The organism is Hyphomicrobium sp. MC8b, assembly GCF_905067615.1.
Classification (GTDB): Bacteria; Pseudomonadota; Alphaproteobacteria; order Rhizobiales; family Hyphomicrobiaceae; genus Hyphomicrobium_B.
This window is the reverse complement of the sequence record NZ_LR898465.1, coordinates 2,304,951-2,325,926: the sequence shown is the minus strand read 5'-3', so window position 1 is coordinate 2,325,926 and position 20,976 is coordinate 2,304,951. Positions and strand designations below refer to the sequence as shown.

17 protein-coding genes are annotated in these 20,976 nt (G+C 61.5%); 14 read left to right on the top strand and 3 right to left on the bottom strand.

All coding sequences use genetic code 11. The features are described 5' to 3' along the window. Positions 1-18: 18 nt before the first annotated feature. The 6 genes from ACLB1Z_RS11165 to ACLB1Z_RS11140 all read left to right on the top strand — a co-directional run bounded on the left by ACLB1Z_RS11165 (position 19) and on the right by ACLB1Z_RS11140 (position 7,771). A complete protein-coding gene (locus ACLB1Z_RS11165; RefSeq protein WP_409559926.1) occupies positions 19-2,385 on the top strand; it encodes an ATP-binding protein in 2,367 nt (788 codons plus the stop codon). A gap of 33 nt (positions 2,386-2,418) precedes the next feature. Further along, positions 2,419-3,819, top strand: coding sequence for a sigma-54-dependent transcriptional regulator (locus tag ACLB1Z_RS11160; protein ID WP_013947696.1), 1,401 nt, complete (start codon positions 2,419-2,421; stop codon positions 3,817-3,819). A gap of 11 nt (positions 3,820-3,830) precedes the next feature. Beyond that, positions 3,831-4,694, top strand: a complete 864-nt coding sequence (locus ACLB1Z_RS11155; protein WP_409559925.1) for a D-amino-acid transaminase — start codon at positions 3,831-3,833, stop codon at positions 4,692-4,694. Positions 4,695-4,875: 181 nt separating this feature from the next. Further along, on the top strand, positions 4,876-5,124 hold the full coding sequence (gene hfq, locus ACLB1Z_RS11150) for an RNA chaperone Hfq (RefSeq protein WP_013947693.1): 249 nt from the start codon (positions 4,876-4,878) through the stop codon (positions 5,122-5,124). A 110-nt stretch (positions 5,125-5,234) separates the two neighbouring features. Continuing rightward, a complete protein-coding gene (hflX, locus tag ACLB1Z_RS11145) occupies positions 5,235-6,533 on the top strand; it encodes a GTPase HflX (protein ID WP_409563262.1) in 1,299 nt (432 codons plus the stop codon). An 11-nt stretch (positions 6,534-6,544) separates the two neighbouring features. Continuing rightward, complete coding sequence (locus tag ACLB1Z_RS11140; protein ID WP_409559924.1) at positions 6,545-7,771, top strand: FAD-dependent oxidoreductase; 1,227 nt, start codon at positions 6,545-6,547, stop codon at positions 7,769-7,771. Here the strand turns inward: ACLB1Z_RS11140 and mazG are convergent. Further along, positions 7,768-8,727 (bottom strand): nucleoside triphosphate pyrophosphohydrolase, encoded by a 960-nt coding sequence (gene mazG, locus ACLB1Z_RS11135; protein ID WP_409559923.1) that lies wholly within the window; start codon positions 8,725-8,727, stop codon positions 7,768-7,770. The genes ACLB1Z_RS11140 and mazG overlap by 4 nt on opposite strands. A 158-nt stretch (positions 8,728-8,885) precedes the next feature. On the opposite strand from mazG, the gene ACLB1Z_RS11130 reads away from it, so the two are divergent. Together ACLB1Z_RS11130 and ACLB1Z_RS11125 are read left to right on the top strand one after the other, a co-directional pair. Beyond that, positions 8,886-9,614 (top strand): hypothetical protein, encoded by a 729-nt coding sequence (locus ACLB1Z_RS11130; protein ID WP_409559922.1) that lies wholly within the window; start codon positions 8,886-8,888, stop codon positions 9,612-9,614. 15 nt (positions 9,615-9,629) lie between these two features. Then, positions 9,630-9,983, top strand: a complete 354-nt coding sequence (locus tag ACLB1Z_RS11125) for a hypothetical protein (protein WP_409559921.1) — start codon at positions 9,630-9,632, stop codon at positions 9,981-9,983. Positions 9,984-10,138: 155 nt separating this feature from the next. On the opposite strand, the gene ACLB1Z_RS11120 is transcribed toward ACLB1Z_RS11125, so the two are convergent. Next, entirely contained in the window at positions 10,139-11,668 is a 1,530-nt protein-coding gene (locus tag ACLB1Z_RS11120) for a leucyl aminopeptidase (RefSeq protein ID WP_013947687.1), read from the bottom strand. Positions 11,669-12,047: 379 nt separating this feature from the next. On the opposite strand from ACLB1Z_RS11120, the gene lptF reads away from it, so the two are divergent. The 6 genes from lptF to rsmA all read left to right on the top strand — a co-directional run bounded on the left by lptF (position 12,048) and on the right by rsmA (position 20,308). Continuing rightward, entirely contained in the window at positions 12,048-13,238 is a 1,191-nt protein-coding gene (lptF, locus tag ACLB1Z_RS11115; RefSeq protein WP_409559920.1) for an LPS export ABC transporter permease LptF, read from the top strand. Then, positions 13,235-14,329 carry an LPS export ABC transporter permease LptG gene (gene lptG / locus ACLB1Z_RS11110; protein WP_013947684.1) on the top strand — a complete coding sequence of 365 codons (1,095 nt, stop codon included), beginning with the start codon at positions 13,235-13,237 and terminating at the stop codon, positions 14,327-14,329. The genes lptF and lptG overlap by 4 nt, the downstream gene beginning before the upstream one ends. 3 nt (positions 14,330-14,332) lie before the next feature. Further along, on the top strand, positions 14,333-16,870 hold the full coding sequence (locus ACLB1Z_RS11105) for an LPS-assembly protein LptD (RefSeq protein WP_409563261.1): 2,538 nt from the start codon (positions 14,333-14,335) through the stop codon (positions 16,868-16,870). 169 nt (positions 16,871-17,039) lie between these two features. Next, positions 17,040-18,362 carry a peptidylprolyl isomerase gene (locus ACLB1Z_RS11100; protein ID WP_409559919.1) on the top strand — a complete coding sequence of 441 codons (1,323 nt, stop codon included), beginning with the start codon at positions 17,040-17,042 and terminating at the stop codon, positions 18,360-18,362. A gap of 48 nt (positions 18,363-18,410) precedes the next feature. Further along, positions 18,411-19,439: a 4-hydroxythreonine-4-phosphate dehydrogenase PdxA gene (gene pdxA, locus ACLB1Z_RS11095; protein ID WP_409559918.1), complete on the top strand. Its 1,029-nt coding sequence runs from the start codon at positions 18,411-18,413 to the stop codon at positions 19,437-19,439. Next, positions 19,436-20,308 carry a 16S rRNA (adenine(1518)-N(6)/adenine(1519)-N(6))-dimethyltransferase RsmA gene (rsmA, locus tag ACLB1Z_RS11090; RefSeq protein ID WP_409559917.1) on the top strand — a complete coding sequence of 291 codons (873 nt, stop codon included), beginning with the start codon at positions 19,436-19,438 and terminating at the stop codon, positions 20,306-20,308. Before pdxA ends, rsmA begins: the two co-directional genes overlap by 4 nt. Here rsmA and gmk read toward each other — a convergent pair. After that, positions 20,305-20,976, bottom strand: coding sequence for a guanylate kinase (gmk, locus tag ACLB1Z_RS11085; protein WP_409559916.1), 672 nt, complete (start codon positions 20,974-20,976; stop codon positions 20,305-20,307). The two genes, rsmA and gmk, sit on opposite strands and share 4 nt — an antisense overlap.

Sequence of the window (20,976 nt, the reverse complement as noted above, 5' to 3'; positions counted from 1 at the left end):
AGACTTGGTCGTAATCTGATGAGCGCCGGCAACAGCAATGGCAAAGCTGACACGATCGCTCGCGGCGATCGCGATGCCGTGCGCGATCCCGACGCTATGGGCGACCGCGAGGCTATGGCTGCGCTCATGGATGAGGGGACGACCCCACTCAATCCGTCCGACCGTGCGTTTTGGTTTGGATTGGGCGTCGTCCTGCTGTCGCTGACGTCCGCGCTCGTCAGCTACATGATTTTGACCGGGCTGACGGCGATTGCTCCCCGCAACGAATACGTCTGGGGTGCGCTCGCCATCAACGCCGTTCTGATCCTGACGATGTTCGGCACCATCGCGTGGCAGGCTCTCGGGCTCAGGCGCGCGTGGAAGCAGAGGATACCCGGCGCCCGCTTGCACACCCGCATCGTGGCGCTCTTCAGTTTGATCGCCGCATTGCCCGCGGTGCTGCTTGCCGTCGCCGCCACGACGACGTTCTCTCGTTCGCTCGACGGCTGGTTCTCGGGCCGCACCAGCGCCATCGTCGAAAACTCTTATGACGTTGCCCGCGCCTACGTCGACGAGCACAGCCAGATCATCCGGACCGATATCGTCAACATGGTCCGTGACATCAACGGCGAGGCCGCGACGCTCAAGGACGACCCTGACGCCTTCCAGAAATTCCTCATCGGTCAGGCCGGCCTGCGCGATCTGACGTCGGCCTACGTCATCGATTCCGACGGCGTGCCGATCGTGCTCGCGCTCGACGACCCGAAGCTGCCGTATGTCGTGCCACCGCCATCGGCCATCCAGCAGGCGGAAGCCGGTCAGGTGGCACTCTCGCGACCGTCGAGCGATTATCGGATCTCGGCCATCGCCAAGATCGACTCGATGCCCGGGCGCTATCTCTACGTCGCCCGCGGTGTCAGCCCGAAGGTGATCCAACATCTCAAAAGTACCGAGCAGAACGTCTACGAATATTCCCGCCTGCGCCAAGCCAAGAGCGGTCTCAAAGTCGCGCACGGGCTGATCTATTTCATGATCTCGTTGACGTCGCTACTGGCGGCCATCTGGGTCGGCATGTGGTTCGCAGGCCGTTTCGTCGCCCCGATCCGTCGGCTGATCGCCGGCGCCCAGGAGGTCTCGCGCGGCAATCTCGAAATCGAGCTGCCTGAGAAGCGCGGGGAGGGGGACCTTCGCCGTCTCTCGCACACCTTCAACCTGATGACGCGCGAGTTGAAAACCCAGCAGGACGCGCTTGTCACGACCAACGCGCAGCTCACCGAGCGGCGGAATTTCATCCAGGCGGTGCTGTCGGGCGTTTCAGCCGGCGTCATCGGCCTCGACAGCAACGATCGCATCACGCTTCTGAGCCGCGCCGCCGAGCGCCTGCTCGGAACGCAAAGCGTCGAGGCCGTCGGCAAACTTCTGACCGACGTCGTTCCTGAATTCGCACCCGTCCTCGCACCTGTCGATGAGCAAGGGTTGAAAAATAAAGGTCAGCACGAAATCAAGAAGCAGATCGGCGATGAGGAACGGACGTTCGCCGTCCGCATTACCCACGAGCGGGAAGAAGATGAGGGCGACGTCGGCTCTGTCGTGACGTTCGACGATATCTCCGAGCTTGTGCAGGCACAGCGGACGAGTGCGTGGGCCGATGTCGCGCGCCGCATTGCGCACGAGATCAAGAACCCGCTCACGCCGATACAACTTGCAGCCGAACGCCTGCGCCGCAAGTTCGGGACGCAGATCGACGACAACCGCGACCTGTTCGAAACGCTGACGCAGACGATCGAACGCCAGACCGGTCAGATCAAAAGCATGGTCGACGAGTTCGCGTCGTTCGCGCGCATGCCGCAACCCGTCATGGCCGACCAGGATTTGCGCCTCGCCGTACAGGAGCCCGCCGTGCTCTTCCGCGAAGGCAACAAGGATATCGACTTCAAGCTGGAGCTTCCCGAGGGCCCCGTCACCACGCGCTTCGATCTGCGGCTCATTTCGCAGGCCGTCACCAATCTCATCAAGAACGGTGCGGAAGCAATCGAGTCCTATGGCGAAGCCCAAGGCCGCCCCGCGAATTACAAGGGCAGTATCGAGGTCCGGCTTGTTCCGTCGGCGGATCGTGTAGCGATCGAGGTTATCGACAACGGCATCGGCCTGCCAAAGCAAAACCGCGCCAAGCTTCTCGAACCGTATGTTACGACGCGTGCGAAGGGGACTGGCCTCGGTCTCGCAATCGTGCAAAAGGTCGTCGAACAGCACGGCGGCACGCTAGCACTTGAGGATGCACCCTTGACCGAGACGCGCACGCGCGGTGCCTTGGTCCGTCTAACATTGCCTCTGAAAACCAAACCTTCTGAAGTGACTTCAGCCGAGCCCATGCGCTCTCCAGCACATGCCGTTGGCGGAGCATGATATGAAACGCTTTAACCCCCCAGGAGCGCAGCAATGTCAGCTGATATTTTGATCGTCGATGACGAGGCCGATATCCGGGATCTGGTCGCGGGCATCCTGCAGGACGAGGGCCATCGCACACGCCTTGCGCGCGACAGCGACGAGGCCCTGCGCGCCATCGAAGACCGCAAGCCGCATCTGGTGATCCTCGACATCTGGCTGCAGGGCAGCCGCCTTGACGGCCTCGAGGTTCTGACGGTGATGAAGCGGACGTATCCCGATCTTCCCGTCGTCATCATCTCCGGACACGGCAACATCGAAACGGCCGTGACCGCGATCAAGCGCGGCGCGTACGACTACATCGAGAAGCCGTTCAAGTCCGACCGCCTCGTGCTTGTGGCTTTGCGCGCTCTCGAGGCCTCGCAGTTGAAGCGCGAAGTGAAAGAGCTGAAAGAGCGCTCGGTCGTCTCGGCCGAGATGATCGGCAAGTCGCCCGCGATCAATCAGCTCAAGAACAACATCGACAAGGCCGGGCCGACCAACAGCCGCATCATGCTGCGCGGCGCGTCGGGCTCCGGCAAGGAACTCGCGGCCCGCGTGCTGCACCAGAAGTCGCTCCGCGCCGACGGCCCGTTCGTCGTGCTGAACGCAGCCGCCATGGTGCCAGATCGCGTCGAGGAGGAGCTGTTTGGAACCGAGGACCGCACCGGTGGCCCACGCAAGGTCGGCGCGCTCGAAGAAGCCCACACCGGCACGCTCTACATCGACGAAGTCGCCGACATGCCGATGGAAACGCAGGGCAAGATCCTGCGCGTTCTGGTCGAGCAGAAGTTCTTGCGTCTTGGCGGCTCGCAGAAGGTGTCGGTCGATGTCCGCATCATCTCGTCGACCTCGCGCGATCTGGAGCAGGACATTCGCGAAGGCCGCTTCCGCGAAGATCTCTATCATCGTCTCAACGTCGTGACGCTTCGCGTGCCGAGCCTTGCCGAGCGCCGGGAAGATATTCCCGAATTGATCCAGTACTTCATCGGGCAGGTCGCGCAGACATCGGGCCTCGCGCCGCGCCGTATCGGCGAAGACGCTATCGCGGTGCTGCAGGCGCACGACTGGCCGGGCAACGTCCGCGAGTTGCGCAATAACGTCGAGCGCCTGCTGATCCTTGCAGGCGGCGAAGCGGGCGCAGCGATCACGGCCGACATGCTGCCTGAAGAAATCGGTTCGAACGTGCCGCTGCCCGTCAACGGCGGGGCCGAGCATCTGATGTCGCTGCCGTTGCGCGAAGCTCGTGAAATCTTCGAGCGCGAATACCTGCTGGCGCAGATCAACCGTTTCGGCGGGAATATTTCCCGCACGGCGGAGTTTGTCGGCATGGAGCGTTCGGCACTTCACCGCAAGCTTCGGGCGCTGGGCGTCTCGTCCGAGCAGCGGAGCGGCGATCTGCGTTCCGCCTCCTAGGAGCCGCGCGCTTGACCCGCATCGTCTACGTCAATGGCGCCTACGAGCGCTATGCGGAAGCCGCAGTCCACGCCGAGGACCGCGGCTTTCAATTTGCCGACTCCATCTATGAGGTCATCGAGGTGCTCGATGGCCATCTGGTTGATGCAACCCGCCATCTCGCCCGGCTGGCCCGGTCTCTGCGGGAGCTTCGCATCGCACCGCCAATGTCGGACGCTGCTCTGATGCAAGTGATCGGACAGGTAATCCGCCGTAACCGCATCCGCGACGGCATCGTCTATATGCAGGTGACACGCGGCGCCGGTCCGAGGGATTTTGCCCTACCGCCAGCGGGGGCCGTTCCCACCCTCGTCATTTTGGCACGCGCCCAGCGCAAGGGCTGGTCGGCCGAACTCGCCAAGACGGGGATCGCCGTTAAAACCATTCCAGACAATCGCTGGGGCCGCTGCGATATCAAGACCGTGATGTTGCTTCCCGCCGTTCTCGCCAAGGACGAAGCGCGTAGAAACGGGGCCAAGGAAGCTTGGTTCGTCGATGCCGAAGGAAATGTGACAGAGGGCGCGTCAAGTAACGCCTGGATCGTATCGTCTGATGGAGCGCTGATTACGCGCCCGCTCGGCCCCCGTATTCTTCCCGGCGTCACCCGCGCTACCGTCATGGACGTCGCCAAGGCTGAGGGATTGAAAATCGAAGAACGCGCCTTCGGGAAAGAGGAAGCCTTGCGCGCCCGGGAAGCGTTTGTGACGTCCGCTACGAATATCGTCATGCCGGTGGTCAATATTGACGGCAGTCCAGTAGCCGACGGCCGTCCGGGCCCACTGGCGCGCCAGCTACGCTTGAGATTTCATCATGTTGCTGAAATTTCAGAGGGGTAGTGCGAACGTTGCCGCATTGTGCGAAGCATCAATGGATGTAGAGTGCCGTCGCTTCGATCGTCATCGCACCCCCGGTGAAATCGAAACCGTTGCGGCGCTTCGTTGCTTTCCAAACGTGACAGCGCCCCACGTTTCAGACAAGACGCCTATCAAGACGTCGAGATAAAAACGGACAACAACAATGGCGGCCGAAAAACCTCAGAACCTGCAGGACACATTTTTAAATTATGTCCGCAAGAATAAAACGCCCCTGACGATCTTCCTCATCAATGGCGTGAAACTCCAAGGCATCGTGAGCTGGTTCGACAATTTCTGCGTCCTGCTCCGCCGCGACGGCCATTCCCAGCTTGTCTACAAGCACGCGATCTCGACGATCATGCCGGGCGGTCCGGTCAATCTCAACGATCAGGATGAGAGCGGAGCCGGTTGATCGCGCGCCCTGAAAACGGCAAAGACGAACGGCGCGAGGGCGAGGGAAAGCGCAAACGTCGAAAAGCCTCAGAAGAAACGCGGGCACCGAGAACGCGAACGCTTGTCGTCGTGCCCGCGCTGAAGCGTCCGCTGAAAGCGCGCGGGGGTGCGAATGCCGACGCGCAAATCCACAGCCCTGAAAATCGATTGGCGGAAGCCGTCGGCCTCGCGAAGGCGATCGACCTCGACATCATCGATTCGGCCATCGTGCCGATCGCCGAGCCGCGTCCGTCTACGCTTCTGGGCTCAGGCAAAGTCGAAGAAATCAAAGGCCGCGTCGCCGAGCTTGAAATCGGCCTCGTCGTCGTCGACTACAACATCACCCCGGTGCAGCAGCGCAATCTCGAGAAGGCGTGGAACGCCAAAGTTCTCGACCGCACCGGTCTTATTCTCGAGATTTTCGGCGAGCGTGCGCGGACGCGTGAAGGCGTGCTTCAGGTTGAGCTTGCGCATCTGACGTATCAGAAGGGCCGTCTGGTCCGCGCCTGGACGCACTTGGAACGTCAGCGCGGCGGCGGCGGCTTTCTCGGCGGCCCCGGTGAAGCTCAGATCGAACTCGACCGCCGCATGCTTCAGGATCGCATCGATGCGATCAAGAAGGACCTCGCCGAAGTCGTCAAAACCCGCGACCTGCATCGCAAGGGACGGCGCAAGGTGCCGTATCCAATCGTCGCCATCGTCGGCTACACGAACGCGGGGAAGTCGACGCTCTTCAACAAGATCACCGGCGCCGGCGTCGTTGCGATGGATCAGGTATTCGCGACGCTCGATCCGACCATGCGTGAGGTGAAGCTGCCGAGCGCGCGCCGGATCATCCTATCGGATACCGTCGGCTTCATCTCCGATTTGCCGACCATGCTCGTCGCCGCGTTTCGCGCCACGCTCGAAGAGGTCGTCGAAGCCGATCTCATTCTCCACGTTCGCGACATCGCGCATGAGGAAACGGAAGCGCAGGCGCAGGATGTCGAGAAGGTGCTGTCTGAGCTTGGCATCGACACGCTGCCGATCGAAAGCAACATCCTCGAAGTCTGGAACAAAATCGATCTGCTTTCGAGCGATCGCCGCTCCGAGCTACAACACGAAGTCCAACGCAATGCCCGCCCGCCGGTCCTCGTCTCGGCCGAGACAGGGGAGGGGATGGCGCCGCTGCTCGAAACCATCGACACGCACCTTGGCGCTTCCGATGAGATCATCGACGTCATCGTTCCCGGAAGCGCCGGGGCGTTGCTCAATTGGCTGCATGAGACGACAGACGTGCTTGCTCGCGAAGCCCGCAAAGATGGCAGTCTTGAACTTCGTCTCCGAATTCCGAGCGAAAAGAAAAATCGCGTGATCGGGCAGCTTCGCAAGAACGGAATATCCGTATAAGCTCGATCCTCATGGATCAGCGCGTGACCTGTTGCGTGACGGGCGGCGGCCCGGCGGGCATGATGCTCGGGGTGCTCCTGGCGCGTGCCGGAGTGAAGGTCTGCGTTCTCGAAAAGCACGCCGATTTCTTCCGCGATTTCCGCGGCGATACGATCCATCCCTCGACGTTGCGCATGATGGAAGAGCTGGGCTGGCTCGACGAATTCCTCAAGCTTCCGCACCAGGAAGTGCAGCGCCTTTCCATGCAGTTCGGCGATACGCGCGTCGAGATGGCGGACTTCAGCCACCTGCCGATCACGACGAAATTCATAGCGTTGATGCCGCAATGGGATTTTCTGAACTTCCTCGCTGAGAAGGGCCGCACCTATCCAGGCTTCGATCTGAAGATGAGCACGGAGGCGACTGGACTCGTCTACGACGGCGACCGCGTTACGGGCGTTACGTCGAAGTCGCCTTCGGGTCCGCTCACGATCAAAGCCGATCTCGTCATCGCCGCTGACGGCCGTAACAGCACGCTGCGTGCAGCCGCTGGGTTTGTGCCGGAAAACTTTGGCGCGCCGATGGATGTGATGTGGTTTCGCCTGCCGCGGCTTCCGACCGACGCGGCGGACGTGGCAGGGCGCTTCGAGGGAGGGCACATCTTCATTATGATCCCGCGCGGCGACTATTGGCAGTGCGCATATATCATTCCGAAAGGCGGCGACGCGGCGACACGAGCCGCCGGTCTTGAAGCGTTTCGTAAATCGGTTGGCGCACTTCTTCCATTCGACCCGGCGCGTGCGAACGACATTCCGGATTGGGATCACGTCAAGCTGCTGACGGTTGCCGTCGATCGCCTGAAGACGTGGTCAAAGCCTGGCTTCCTCTGCATCGGCGATGCCGCGCACGCCATGAGCCCGATTGGCGGCGTCGGCGTCAATCTCGCGGTTCAGGATGCGGTCGCCGCCGCCAACAGGCTCTGGCAGCCGCTGAAAGAGGGCGATCTGCAGATGAGCGATTTGAGAGTGATCCAATCGCGCCGGACATTTCCGACGGTCGCAACTCAACGCCTGCAGCTTGCTATTCAGAATAGCGTGATTTCGAAAGCCCTCAAAGCAACAGGGCCGCTCAAGCCGCCGGGGTTTGTCCGGCTCGTGGAGACGTTTCCGTTTCTGTCACGCTTTACTGCCCGTGTCTTGGGTCTGGGTTTCCGCCCTGAACATATCGCGCAACACATCCGCGCGTCGAACGGACGTTAGCTTTTCTCCAGCGCCTTCGCTTCGTCCCAGAGCGCGTCCATCTCCTCGAGTGTCGATTGCGACGGTGTCTTGCCGCGTTCCGCCAGCACCTTTTCGATGTGGGCGAAACGGCGAATGAATTTCCGGTTCGCCCCGCGCAACGCATCCTCCGGATTGATATCGAGATGCCGCGCGATGTTCGCCATCACGAATAGGATGTCGCCAAACTCTTCTTTGATCGCGGAGGCTTTGTTGGCGCCCGGCGACTCTCCTCCGGAGAGCCGGCCGCCGGACGCTGCGCCTTCCGGCCGGCTCGCGGAACGCGAGTCGGAAGGCGCCGACAAAAACCCCCCGCGAGGATCGTGGGGAAGGGCGACCTCTTCAAATTCCTGAATCTCTTCCTTCAGCTTGTCGAACACCGGCAGCAGGTTCGGCCAGTCGAAGCCGACCTTCGCGGCTTTGTGCTGCAACTTGGTTGCGCGCGTCAAAGCAGGGAGGGTAGGGGGGACGTCGGCCAGCGTAATGGGTCCGTCCGCAGAGGTTGTATTGCCGCCAGAGAGACGCGCTCGCTCGGCAGCTTTCTCGGCGCGTTCCTCCGCTTTGAGCTGATCCCACGTCGCTTTGACGGCAGACGGATCGCGCGCGCTGCCGTCGCCGAAAACGTGCGGGTGCCGCCGGATCATCTTCTTCGTCACGGCCTCGACGACATCGCCGAAAGCAAACGCGCCTTGCTCTTCCGCGAGCCGGGAATGATAGACAACCTGAAGCAGGAGATCGCCAAGCTCATCCTTGAGGTCGGCAAGGTCGCGTCGGTCGATGGCGTCTGCAACTTCGTAGGCTTCCTCGATCGTGTAGGGCGCAATCGTCTCGAACGTCTGTTCGAGATCCCAGGGGCAGCCTGTGACGGGCGTCCGCAGCGCCGCCATGATCTCGATAAGCCGCGCAATATCGCGCGAAGGTTTCATGGTGTTCGCCATGTCCGTCCTCTATGTGGTCGGGCCGGACACTAATCGACCACACGCCATCGGGCTACCGACGCCGTCTGCGACCAGAAGACGAGGGGCACAGACTTCGCCGCCGGAGCTTGCTGAGGCCACGGTGTCTGCTAGTCTTTGTACGGGGATGAGGGACGGCCATGCACATTCTCTTCAATGGCCTGACAATGGTGCTGGAGCTGGCGGCGATCTGCGCCGTCGCTTGGGCAGGCTTCACCGCGCCCTTGATCTTTGCGGCCGGAACGGCGCTGATTGCCTTGGGCGTCGGTGCCGCGCTCGAAATCGCGCGCCTCAAGTATGAGTTCCCGTTTTACTTCGACCGCACGCCGGGCCGCTCGATCATCTTCATCGTCGCGGTCGGCGTCATCGAGTCAGTCACCAAGGCGATCCTGGCGGGCGTCGTCGGCCTGCTGACGTTTCTTGGCACCGATCAGGAGCGCCTGAAACTCGTCGCGATCATCTTCGCCGTTTCACTCTTTCTCGGCGTCCAGGTCGTCCGCTTCTTGATGGACCGCCTGAAGGCCCGGCCGCTACGTTGGGGCTACTTCCGTCTTGCCGCGCCGCTCGGGCTGGTCTTCTCCGCGGGGCTGACGTTCATTCCCGCGCCGGGCATCACCGAACTCGCAACGCGCGCCACGTTCGATCTGCCAGCGAAGCCGACCATGGAGCAGGCGAGCGAGTTCCTGTTCCTCTTGAAACAGAGCTTCGACGATATCGTCGTCAGAATGCTGTCCTGGGTGTTTGATCCGTCTCTGGCGCAAGCCATCGGCGCCGTCGTGTCAGTCAACATGCTCTCGGGCTTCGTGCTGGCGCTTTATGCGGTCTTGATCGCCGAAGGCATTCGAACGCTCGAACGAAGGGAACCTTAGCCGCGAGAGACAACGATGCCGCTTCGGATCGCGCATACCACGCTGATGCTGCCGGAGGCGATTGTCATCGAGAGCTTGCTCGATGCCCACGGCATTCGCTTCGTCCTTGCAGGGAAGGACATCGTTTGCCAAGCACCGCAGTTCGCGATCCTCTACGGCGGCGTATCTTTCCTCGTCAACGAGGATGACCTTGCCGATGCCCAGCGCCTCATTGCGAGCGGCGAAACTGTGCCGGGTTACACCTCGATTGAGAGCACCGCTTTTGAAAGGCGTCCGCTGCGCAACGCAATCCTGGCGTTCGTCATGCTCATCATCGGAGCGCCATTTCCGTTCTGGTATCGGAAGTCGACAATTCTCAGCGCCGATTGAAATCGAGCCGCGGCCAGCAATCGACCATTCCAGCATTCCGCATCAATTTCGCATAATATGTATTATGGAAACAAAGCACAGGAGAGGTATGTGTTTCATAATGATACAAAGTGCCGAGCCAACTCAGATGAACCGAATTGGCTCGGCCGCTGAAATTACTTCTCACCCTTTTCGTGATGCTCCGCAACGAACGCGTTGAGCAGCCGCACGCCCCAGCCAGCGCCCCAGCTTTGGTTGATGTCGTTACGGCTGCCGTCCATCGCCGTGCCGGCGAGATCGATATGGCTCCAGGGCGTATCCTTCTGGATGAAGCGCTGCAGGAAGGCCGCGGCCGTTGCAGCACCGGCCCAGCGGCCGCCGGCGTTCTTCATGTCCGCGTTCTTCGAATCCATCGCCTTGTCGAAGGCCTTGTCGAGCGGCATGCGCCACAGCTTCTCGCCGGTCGCGCGTGACGCCGCCAGGAGCTCATCGGCGAGCTTGTCCTCATTGGAGAACAGACCCGCATACTCCTTGCCGAGCGCAACCATGATCGCGCCCGTCAGCGTCGCGAGGTCGATGACGAGCTTCGGCTTGAATTGCTCCTGCGCGTACCAGAGCACGTCGGCGAGCACGAGGCGGCCTTCGGCGTCCGTATTGATGACTTCGATCGTCTGGCCCGACATCGAGGTGACGATATCGCCCGGACGGGTCGCGTTGCCGGACGGCATGTTCTCCACGCAGCCGACGAGACCGACGGCATTGACGTTGGCCTTGCGTTCGGCAAGCGCGTGCATCGTCCCGATCACGGCTGCTGCGCCACCCATGTCGCCCTTCATGTCTTCCATGCCGGCTGCAGGCTTGATCGAGATGCCGCCGGTGTCGAACACGACGCCCTTGCCGACGAAGCAGATCGGCTTCTGCTTCTTCGATCCCTTGGCGCCGTTCCACACCATGACCGCAAGCCGCGACGGCCGCACGCTGCCTTGGCCGACCGACAGCAGCGAGCCCATGCCGAGCTTCTCCATGTCTTTCACATCGAGAATTTCGACGTCGACACCGAGCTTTTCGAGCGCTTTCGTTTTCTCTGCGAGTTCGACCGGACCAAGGATGTTGGCCGGCTCGTTGACGAGATCGCGCGCCAGGTTGACGCCGTTGGCGACGGCCTTGAGTGGCTGGAAGGCAGCTTTCGCCTTGTCCGGATGCGGCACCTGGATGACGAGCTTCTTCAGCCCATCCTTGTCCGCATTCTCATCGCCGGACTTCTTCGTCATGTACTTTTTGAAGTTGTAGTGGCGCAGCATGGCGCCCTGGGCAATGAGCGCCGCGATCTCATCCGCCGACAGCGTCTCGGTCCCTTCGACGTCGACGATCACACATGCCGTGTTGCCCTTGCGCGCCTGGATGGCTGCCAGCACCGCGCCGCCAAGATCGATGGCCTGCTGCTCGGTCAGCGCACCGGCCTTGCCGAGGCCGGTGAGAATAAGCCGGTCAATTCCGAGCTTTGCGGGCGCCAGAATTTCGATTGACGACTTGTATTTGCCTTTGAAGTCGGCGGCTGCAGCAGCCTTGCTGATCGCGCTTGCGGACTTCGTATCAAACTCGCGCGCCCGCGTGCCGAGCACCAGTCCATCGCCCGCGAATACGACGGTCACCGTCTCCGGTTCGGCACTGAGAGGCGCAAAGGCAATTTCGAAGCGATCGGACATTTTCAAGACGACTCCAAGTTAAGATGAGATCCCGATCCGGGATGAGAAAAGCAGGGGCTGGACGCGGACGCCGATCCACGGGACGACTCGCGGGCCTGGTCAAGGCGGGCGGGACGGGGCAGCATGGCCGCGCACAACTTAGTCGTTCGCAAATGCGTGGCAAGCAAGCCGTTGTGCAGGCAATTCCGGCTAAGGCCCTCAAACGGCCTAACTATCTGCGATGCAAGTATGTTTTTTGTAATATATCGCACGGCGGGACAACTCTGAACAGCCGAAATTCTGCCACTGTGGTATGGGAGCCGGAAGGGATCACTGCGGAAGCCGGCGGTGACAGCGGGGGGAGCTTCTGTCGGGTGACGGAAGCGGGGACGGCTAAGGCATGCGAATTTTCTCAAGATATGTGTTCAGGCAGGCGGCGAGTTCGTTCCTGCTCATTCTCATATCTTTGACCGGTATCGTTTGGATCGCGCTGGCTCTGCGCCAGTTCAACGTCGTGACCAGCCAGGGTCAGGACACCTGGATGCTCGTCCGCGTCACGTCTCTCGCGGTACCGAACCTCATGGCGATCATCGCGCCGTTCTCGCTGCTGATCGGCGCCCTTCAGACCCTCAACCGGCTGAACACCGACAGCGAGCTGATCGTCCTTTCTGCTGCCGGTTCGACGGTATGGACGGTGGCCCGCCCCCTCCTCCTCCTGGCATTCCTCGTCAGCATTTTCTTGGCCCTGGTCAGCCACTTCGCGCAGCCGTGGAGCATGCGCTTGCTGCGCGAGTATATGGTCCAGGTGCGCAGCGATCTGCTGACACAAGTCATTCAGCCCGGCCGCTTTTCAAGCCCCGAGCAAGATTTGATGTTTCATATCCGCGACCGGTCCGCAGACGGCGAGCTTTTGGGTCTGGTCATGAACGACACGCGCAACAAGGCGCAATCGCAGACCTACCTCGCCGAGCACGGCACCATCGTGAAGCAGGACGGCACCGCCTACCTCGTCATGACGACCGGCCACATCATTCGCCGCTCAGATGCCGAAGGCCCGCCGCAGATCATCGCCTTTGACAAATACATCGTCGATCTCGACCAGTTCGAACCCCAGAGCGATGGCTCGGGCGAGCTGAAGCCGCGCGAGCGCTATTGGAATGAGCTGGTGCACCCCGACCCGGACAGCAAGCTCTATAAAAACCAAGCCGGACAGTTCCGCGCCGAGATCAACGAGCGTCTCGTCAGTCCGCTTTACCCGATCGCATTCGCGTTCCTTATCATTGCTTTTGTCGGCCAGGCGCGCTCAACCCGTTCGAGCCGAATGCAAAGCCTCGTTCTCACCTTCTTGCTCGGCGCGGCATGCCGGATGGCAGGCTTGGCGTTGAACAGCGCCGTCGCGCGCAATCCGACGATGCTGTTTTTCCTCTACGGGACGCCGATTTCAGCAATCATCCTGTCTCTGCTCATCATCAAGCGCGCCGATCGGCAACGCCGTCCATCCCGCATTGTTGGACTGTTCCTTGATACCGGCGCGGCCATCTGGGCCAACATCATTCGCCTTGTCATGCCGCGCCGGAAATTCGCGTCATGAGGAACTCGTTCATACTCTGGCGTTACATTGCCAAGATGTTTTTGGTCGCGATCACCTCGACGCTCGCGGTCTGTGCAATGCTTATCTTCATGATCGACTTTGTCGAGTTGCTTCGCCAATCGAGCAAGTTCGGCAATGTCCCGGCACACACGCTCGTCCTGATCGCCATGCTGCGTCTCGGAGCCTATGTCGAGTTCCTGCTCGGGTTCGCCGTGCTCGTCGGCGCGCTGGCCGCCCTCCTCCACCTCAATCGCAAAAGCGAACTCGCCGTCATGCGCGCGGGCGGCATGTCCGTCTGGCAATTTCTGGTGCCCGGACTGATCGTCGGCCTCGTCGTCGGCGTGCTGGGCGTTACGGTCTACAACCCGCTGGCCGCCAAAGGCCGCGCCAAGTCCGAAAAGGTGTTTGCCAAAGCGTTCGGCAACGACAACAACCTATTACGTGCCCAAGGCGGTGGCTCGTGGATCCGACAGGATGGCGTCGATGGAGAATCGGTTCTCGGCGCCGCGGCGGCGTCAAACCGAGGCCTGACGCTGACGGGCGTGATGATCCTCGCTTATGATCGTCAGGGGCACTTCTCAGAGCGTGTCGACGCCAGCGAAGCCGAGCTCAAAGACGGCTACTGGGACCTCAAGGATGCATGGGTTTCACGCCTCGGCCAGCAGCCCGAAAAATTCAAATCGTACCTTGTATCCACTTACCTGACGCCGGACCGTGTACAAGAGGCCCTCGGCACCGTTTTTTCGGTCTCGTTCTGGGACCTGCCAGAACTCATAGAAGCTGCTGATAAAGCTGGACTTTCGACGGAGCGACTGCGCGTTCAGTATCAGTCGCTACTGGTTCGTCCGCTCCTGTGCATGGCGATGGTCCTTTTGGCGGCCACTGTGTCATTGCGGTCATTCCGCTCTGGTGGCATCCAGACTATGGTTACGACAGGGATGATCGGTGGGGTTAGTTTCTTCTTGTTCTCGGAAATTGCGAGACAAATTGGGATCGCGGGGCTTGCGCCTGCGTGGGTTGCTGCGTGGGTGCCTGTGATCCTTATTCTGATCATCTCGACTACGGTGCTGTTGCACCAGGAGGATGGCTGAGTGATGCGTGAAGCGCGGACACCGCATGAGGGTTGCGGGTCGTCACGCGAGGGTTCTCGCCACCGGAAGGTGGGCGGGATCGCTCGTGCGCTTCTGTGCGTCCTGACGCTCGTCAGCGCAGCCACCGAATTCGCCCCACGTGCGGGCGCTCAAACCTACGACGCCCAGGTCACCGATCCCGGCGGCACGCTGGGTGGTAGCAAAAAGAAATCATCCGCCAATTCATCGTTCGGCGCGGCCAACTCGCCGAGTGCGATTTTCGGCAAGATCAACACCAATCTCGACCGCGCTCAGCCGATGCGTCTCCAGGGCGATCAGCTGATCTACGACAAGTCCGGCGACCGCGTCATTTCACGCGGCAACGTCGAGATTTTCTACAACAACTACATCCTGACCGCCGACGAAGTCGTTTACGATCAAAGCGCCGGCACGCTGACGGCCATCGGCAACGTTACGCTGAAGGAGCCTCAGGGCAACATCGTCCACGCTGACCGCTACACCCTGACCGACGACTTCCGTGACGGCTTCGTGTCTGCGCTTTCGATCACGTCGAAGGACAAATCTCACATCTCCGCTGACCGCGCGACCCGGCGCGAAGGCAACATCACGGAGTTCCACAACGGCCGCTTCACGCCGTGCCAAAGCGACGGTGGCACGCCGCCGCTCTGGTGTATCAGCGCGACGCGCATCATCCACGATCAGTCGGCCGCAACGCTCACCTACCAGGACGCCTACTTCGAGATCTACGGCCAGCCGATCTTTTACCTGCCCTACTTCCAGAGCCCTGATCCGACCGTGAAGCGGAAATCGGGTTTCCTGACGCCTGACTACGGCCACTCCTCGACGCTCGGCTACATCACCGGCATCCCTTATTTCTTCAACCTGGCGCCGAACTACGACGCGACGCTCGAGCCCATCTATTTCAGCGATCAGGGCTTGATGATGAAGGCCGAGTGGCGGCAACGGCTGGCCAACGGCCAGTTCAATGTTCGTCTCGCGGGCATCGACCAAAATTATCGCGATCTCCCAGGCGCGCCGGCCGACAACAAAGATCTCGATGGCCTGCGCGGCAGCGTCGAGACGCATGGTCAGTTCTCGTTGTCGAGCTGGTGGAAGTTCGGCTGGGACGCGATCGTGGAAAGCGACGACCAGTTCCGCCGCTTCTATAAGCTTGACAGCATCCTCGTCACTGACCGCGTCAACCAGATCTATTTGACCGGCCAGTCCGACCGCAATTACTTCAGCGCCAAGCTTTATCAGTTCGGCGGCCTGCTCACGAATGACACGCAGCAGACCGAGAGCTACACGCACCCGATCATCGACTACAATTATGTCTTCAAGGACCCCGTGGTCGGCGGTGAGCTCAGGTGGAACACCAATATCCTGAGCTTCACGCGCGCGGATGGCGCCCTCGTCGATCCAATGACCGGCCGCCAGACAGATGAGAACGTCAACCGCATCGTCAGCGAACTCAAATGGCGACGCCGCCTGACGGACGCCATCGGCATCAGCTACACGCCATTCGCGGATATCCGCGGCGACGTCTATCAGTATGACAACGCGACGAACCCTCAAAGCGTTGTGCTGAACCAAGCCGGTACCGCAGTCGAGTCGTCCCAGGTCTTCTCCGACACCGTCACGCGCGGTATCGTCGACGGCGGCATGACCGTGTCTTATCCCTGGGCCGCGACGAACGCCGCCGGCACGCACATCATCGAGCCGATCGGCCAGATCGTGGCGCACCAGGAGAGCATTCCGCAGCGCCGTCTACCCGACGAAGACGCGCAGAGCCTCGTGTTTGACGACACCAACCTGTTCTCGACCTCGAAATTCTCGGGCTATGACCGCATCGAGACGGGCACGCGCGTCAATGCCGGTCTGCAGTACACGTTCCAGTCCAATGACGGCGGCTATGCCCGCTTCCTCGCCGGTCAGAGCTATCATCTGTCGGGCGACAACATTTATCTCAACCCCGGCCGCAACGCCGACGGCAACTACGTCTTCAATCCCTATAATGGCCTCGAGACCGATCGCTCGGACTACGTGATCGGTGCTTACATCGCGCCGCTGAGCAACTTCCGCATCATCTCACAGAGCCGGTTCGACCAATCGACGTTCGCTTTGAAGCGGATGGACTCGTCCATGATCACGAGCTGGGGTCCGTTATCGGTCCAGGCTGGCTACTCCTACGATGCCGACGCGCTGTTCACCGATCCCGAGAACCCCTACACCATCGCCACGCTCTCGCGTGAAGAAGAAGTCTTGGCGGCAGCCACCCTGCAGCTCACCAACCGCTGGAGCATCGGCGGATCGTCTCGCTACAACCTCCAGGAAGGCAACTTCCGCTATGACAGTGTCAACTTGAAGTATGTCGACGACTGCTTCGCCCTGACCGCGTCTTACATTCAGTCGAACTACTCGGATGAATCGATCGAGCCTGATCAGACGATCATGCTGCGCTTCGAGTTCAAGCACCTCGGTGACTTCGCGACCTCGACGGGAACCGACTTCAATCTTGGTGGCGACCAGCGCACCAACTGATACCTGTTCGCGCTGGTCCTGAACCTTGAGTTCGAAAACAGCGCGAAAACCGGATTTTGGCCACTCTTGATGTGGATAAGGCCGGTTCAACAGGTGGGGCCGGGCTATGCTCCACGTGGCCGAATCGAACGCTACAGGGTGTCGTTAACGCATGCCGCTGAGACGGAGCATGACTGCAGGATTGTCCGAAACCCTCGGATCCGGAAACATCAGGCGCTGTGCGCTGGCCGCTGCCGCCTGCATCGCCTTTTCGATCTCGGCCGCGGCTCAGAACGGAACGGTCGCTGTCACCGGCGACGGCACCCCTGCGGCAGCGCAGAAGCCGTCGATCGGCGATACCTTGCCCGACACCGGCAAGGGCCAGAAACGGCACGGCAAGAAATCCATCGATCCCGGCAGCGCTGCTACGGCGAGCCGCGACATGTCCGGCCCGCCCACGGCTGAGCAGCGCTCGATCGTCGCCCTCGTCAACGACGAGCCGATCACCGGTTATGAAGTCGACCAGCGCGCCATGATGCTCAGCGGCACGAATATTCAGACCCAGGCGAAAGCCAACTTCCAAGCCATCATCAAGGACCCGAGAACGTCGGAGCATCTGAAGGAAATCCTGCAGCAGACGGCGCGCGACAACCAAGGCAAATCGCGTGAGCAGATCATCGCCATCTTCGAGCAACGCAAGAAGGAATACGGCATGAGCCTGCAGCGCCGGGCCTTCGAAAGCGCCCGCGCATCAGCCCTGCCGGCGATGAAAAAGCAAGCTCTGGAAGAATTGATCGACGACCGCCTCAAGACGCAGGAAGCAAAACGCCAAAGTGTAACGATCGAGGACTCTCAGATCGATATGATCGTCAAGAGCATCGCCGAACGCAACAAGATGACGATCGAGCAGTTCCAGAAGCAGATCGGCGGCAGCCTCGAACCCATCAAGACCCGCATCCGTGCGACGCTGTCTTGGAACGAAGTCGTGAAGAAAAAATTCGCGCCTTTGATCAACGTGTCGAACCGGGACGTCGATAAGCTCGTCGCCTCGGCCACATCCGCCAACGACGATATCGAGTTGCAGCTTCAGCGTATCCGCATCGCCATGCCGGCTAAGATCGAAGAGCACGGCATCGCGGCGCGCATCCAGGACGCCGACAAGATCCGGCAGAAATTCACCGGCTGCCAGTCGACGGCGCAGGCGGCAATGGGCGTCACCGGCGCCCGCTTCGAAAACCTAGGCAAGCAGCGGCCCGCGACCATTCCTGAACCGACCCGCACGCTGCTCCTTAACGCCGCCAACGGGGAAATGCTGCCGCCCGCCGTGAACAACGGCGCCATCGAGCTATGGGTCGTCTGCGGTCGCGATGCCGTCAAGGCGTCTGAGGTCCAGCGCAACCAGGCCGAAGGCGAGCTGAAGCAGAAAGAGTTCGAACTGATGGCCAAGCGCTATCTCAAGGATTTGCGTGAGGACGCCCACATCGAGTACCGTATCGACGTCGGCTCCAAATAGAGGGCCAGGCGCCCTCACTCGGATTTACACAAGCTGCCCCCTATCCCCATGCCTCCCCTTGCCCTGACGATGGGCGATCCTGCCGGTATCGGTCCCGAACTGGCACTGCGCGCCTGGCAGGACCGTTCCGCCGACGCGATTCCGCCTTTTGCGATCTATGCCGATATCGAGCTGATGCGCACACTGGCCCGCGCCTCCGCGCTCGATCCGGAAACCGCAATCATGCCGGTTGCGAATGCCGGTGCGGCTGCGCTGGTCTTCCCCGATGCCCTGCCCGTCGTTCCGGTTCCGCTGTCGGCGCCTGCCATCGCAGGCAGCCCCGACGTCGCCAACGGCGAAGCGACGATCCAGGCGATCCGGCGGGCGGTGGCTGACGTTGCAGCAGGTCGTGCCGCAGCCGTCGTCACCAACCCGATCGCCAAGTCGGTTCTCTACGAAGCAGGCTTCGAGCATCCCGGCCATACCGAATTTCTCGGCGCGCTCGCAAACGAGTTCTGGCCGTCCGAGCCCGCCGAACCCGTGATGATGATCGCCGCGCCCGTGCTTCGCGTCGTGCCTGTGACGATCCACGTGCCTTTGAAGGACGTTCCTTCTCTTCTCACGATCGACAAGATCGTCAGCACGGCGCGCATCGTCCACGCCGCCTTGCAGCGCGACTTCGGCATCGAGAAACCACGCCTCGCCCTCGCCGGCCTCAATCCGCATGCGGGCGAAGACGGCGCCCTGGGCACGGAAGATCGCGACATCGTCCGCCCTGCCGTCGAGCGACTGCGCGCCGAGGGCATCGACGCGACCGGTCCCACTGCCGCCGATACCATGTTTCACGAGGCCGCCCGCAAGACCTACGATGCGGCGCTCGCGATGTATCATGATCAGGGCCTCATCCCGATCAAGACGCTCGCCTTCGACGAGGGAGTCAACGTTACGCTCGGATTGCCTTTCGTGCGCACCTCGCCCGACCACGGCACGGCGTTTTCGATTGCGGGAAAAGGCGTCGCCTCCGCGTCGAGCCTCAAGGCTGCGCTGAAGCTCGCAGCCGACATGAGCGCCCGCCGCCGCGCTGCGGCAACACCATGAGCGCTGCCAATGGGCCAGATGACCTCCCGCCCCTACGCACTGTCATCGAGCGCTATGGTCTCAACGCCAAGAAGTCACTAGGCCAGAACTTCCTGCTCGATCTCAACCTCACCCGTAAGATCGCGCGCCTCGCCGGCGACCTGAGCGAACGAACAATTGTAGAGATTGGTCCCGGCCCCGGCGGACTGACGCGCGCTCTTCTGATGGAAGGTGCAAAGCACGTAATCGCCATCGAGCGTGATGATCGCTGCCTGCCGGCGCTGGCCGAAGTGTCCGCGCGCTATCCCGGCCGCCTCGATGTCCATCCCGCCGACGCGCTGGACGTCGATTGGCGGCTGTTGCTCGGCGATGCCCCGTCCGCTTCGATCGTTGCGAACCTGCCTTACGGCGTCGCCTCGCTGCTGCTCGTGAACTGGCTGGAAACGGAACCTTGGCCGCCGTGGTACGACCGCATGGTACTGATGTTCCAACGCGAGGTCGCCGAGCGCATCGTTGCGCAACCGAAGTCAAAAGCCTACGGCCGCCTCTCGGTGCTGGCGCAGTGGCGCACGGAAGCTCGGATTGTGATGAACCTCCCGCCCGAAGCCTTTACGCCCCCGCCGAAAGTTTCCTCCGCCATTGTCGAGTTTCGCCCCATCGCATCGCCACAGCCCGCCTGCCGCGTGAAAACGCTGGCACGCGTCACCGCGGCAGCCTTCGGACAGCGCCGCAAGATGCTGCGTTCGAGCCTGAAACAGATCACCGCGTTTCCCGAACTGCTTCTGCAGCGCGCGCAATTGGCGCCCGAACGCCGCGCCGAAGAGCTGTCAGTTGCGGATTTCGCACGATTGGCTCTGGTGCTCGACGAAAGCGAAGCTTCGACGGCTTAGAGCGCCACCTGCAAGGTCCGCACGAATTCCGAGAGCCCCAGCAGCCGCCCTCGTTTCAGCCGCTCGGCGGTTAGGATTGCGAGCGCCGACGCCACGCTCGTTTCAACGTGCGCATTCACAATCACGTAGTCGTATTCCGGCCAGTGACTGATCTCGGACGATGCAGCCGCCATGCGCTTCGCAACGATGTCCGGCGGATCCTGTGCCCGCGTCTTCAGCCGCTCTTCGAGCACATTGCCAGACGGCGGCAACACGAACACGCGCACGACGTCGCCCGGCATCTTCTCGGAAAGCTGCTGCGCGCCCTGCCAGTCGATGTCGAACAGCACGTCCTTGCCGCTAAGAATGGCGGCTTCGACCGGTGCCCGCGGCGTGCCGTAATAGTTGTCGAACACCCGCGCCCATTCGAGCAGTTCGTCGCGCTCTTTCATCCGCTCGAAAGCAGCGTGGTCCACAAAGTGATAGTCGACGCCGTTTTGCTCGCCGGGCCGCGGCGCGCGCGTCGTCACTGAAACCGACATCTCGACGTTGGCGTCGGCCTCCAGCACCCGCCGCGCCAGCGTTGTCTTGCCCGCGCCTGATGGCGACGAGACGATGTAAAGCAGTCCCCGGCGCACGATGTGCGGCTCGGCAGCGCCACTAGGTCTCTCTTCCGCGTTCTTGCTCAT

Bases quoted from the DNA above. Each gene is read 5' to 3' on its own strand.
- ACLB1Z_RS11125 (WP_409559921.1), top strand. From the start codon at position 9,630: ATGCCGCTTCGGATCGCGCATACCACGCTGATGCTGCCGGAGGCGATT.
- lptF (WP_409559920.1), top strand. From the start codon at position 12,048: ATGCGAATTTTCTCAAGATATGTGTTCAGGCAGGCGGCGAGTTCGTTC.
- ACLB1Z_RS11140 (WP_409559924.1), top strand. From the start codon at position 6,545: ATGGATCAGCGCGTGACCTGTTGCGTGACGGGCGGCGGCCCGGCGGGC.
- ACLB1Z_RS11165 (WP_409559926.1), top strand. From the start codon at position 19: ATGAGCGCCGGCAACAGCAATGGCAAAGCTGACACGATCGCTCGCGGC.
- gmk (WP_409559916.1), bottom strand. From the start codon at position 20,976: ATGAGCAAGAACGCGGAAGAGAGACCTAGTGGCGCTGCCGAGCCGCAC.
- pdxA (WP_409559918.1), top strand. From the start codon at position 18,411: ATGCCTCCCCTTGCCCTGACGATGGGCGATCCTGCCGGTATCGGTCCC.
- ACLB1Z_RS11160 (WP_013947696.1), top strand. From the start codon at position 2,419: ATGTCAGCTGATATTTTGATCGTCGATGACGAGGCCGATATCCGGGAT.
- ACLB1Z_RS11120 (WP_013947687.1), bottom strand. From the start codon at position 11,668: ATGTCCGATCGCTTCGAAATTGCCTTTGCGCCTCTCAGTGCCGAACCG.
- ACLB1Z_RS11100 (WP_409559919.1), top strand. From the start codon at position 17,040: ATGACTGCAGGATTGTCCGAAACCCTCGGATCCGGAAACATCAGGCGC.
- ACLB1Z_RS11105 (WP_409563261.1), top strand. From the start codon at position 14,333: ATGCGTGAAGCGCGGACACCGCATGAGGGTTGCGGGTCGTCACGCGAG.
- lptG (WP_013947684.1), top strand. From the start codon at position 13,235: ATGAGGAACTCGTTCATACTCTGGCGTTACATTGCCAAGATGTTTTTG.
- mazG (WP_409559923.1), bottom strand. From the start codon at position 8,727: ATGGCGAACACCATGAAACCTTCGCGCGATATTGCGCGGCTTATCGAG.
- hfq (WP_013947693.1), top strand. From the start codon at position 4,876: ATGGCGGCCGAAAAACCTCAGAACCTGCAGGACACATTTTTAAATTAT.
- ACLB1Z_RS11130 (WP_409559922.1), top strand. From the start codon at position 8,886: ATGCACATTCTCTTCAATGGCCTGACAATGGTGCTGGAGCTGGCGGCG.
- rsmA (WP_409559917.1), top strand. From the start codon at position 19,436: ATGAGCGCTGCCAATGGGCCAGATGACCTCCCGCCCCTACGCACTGTC.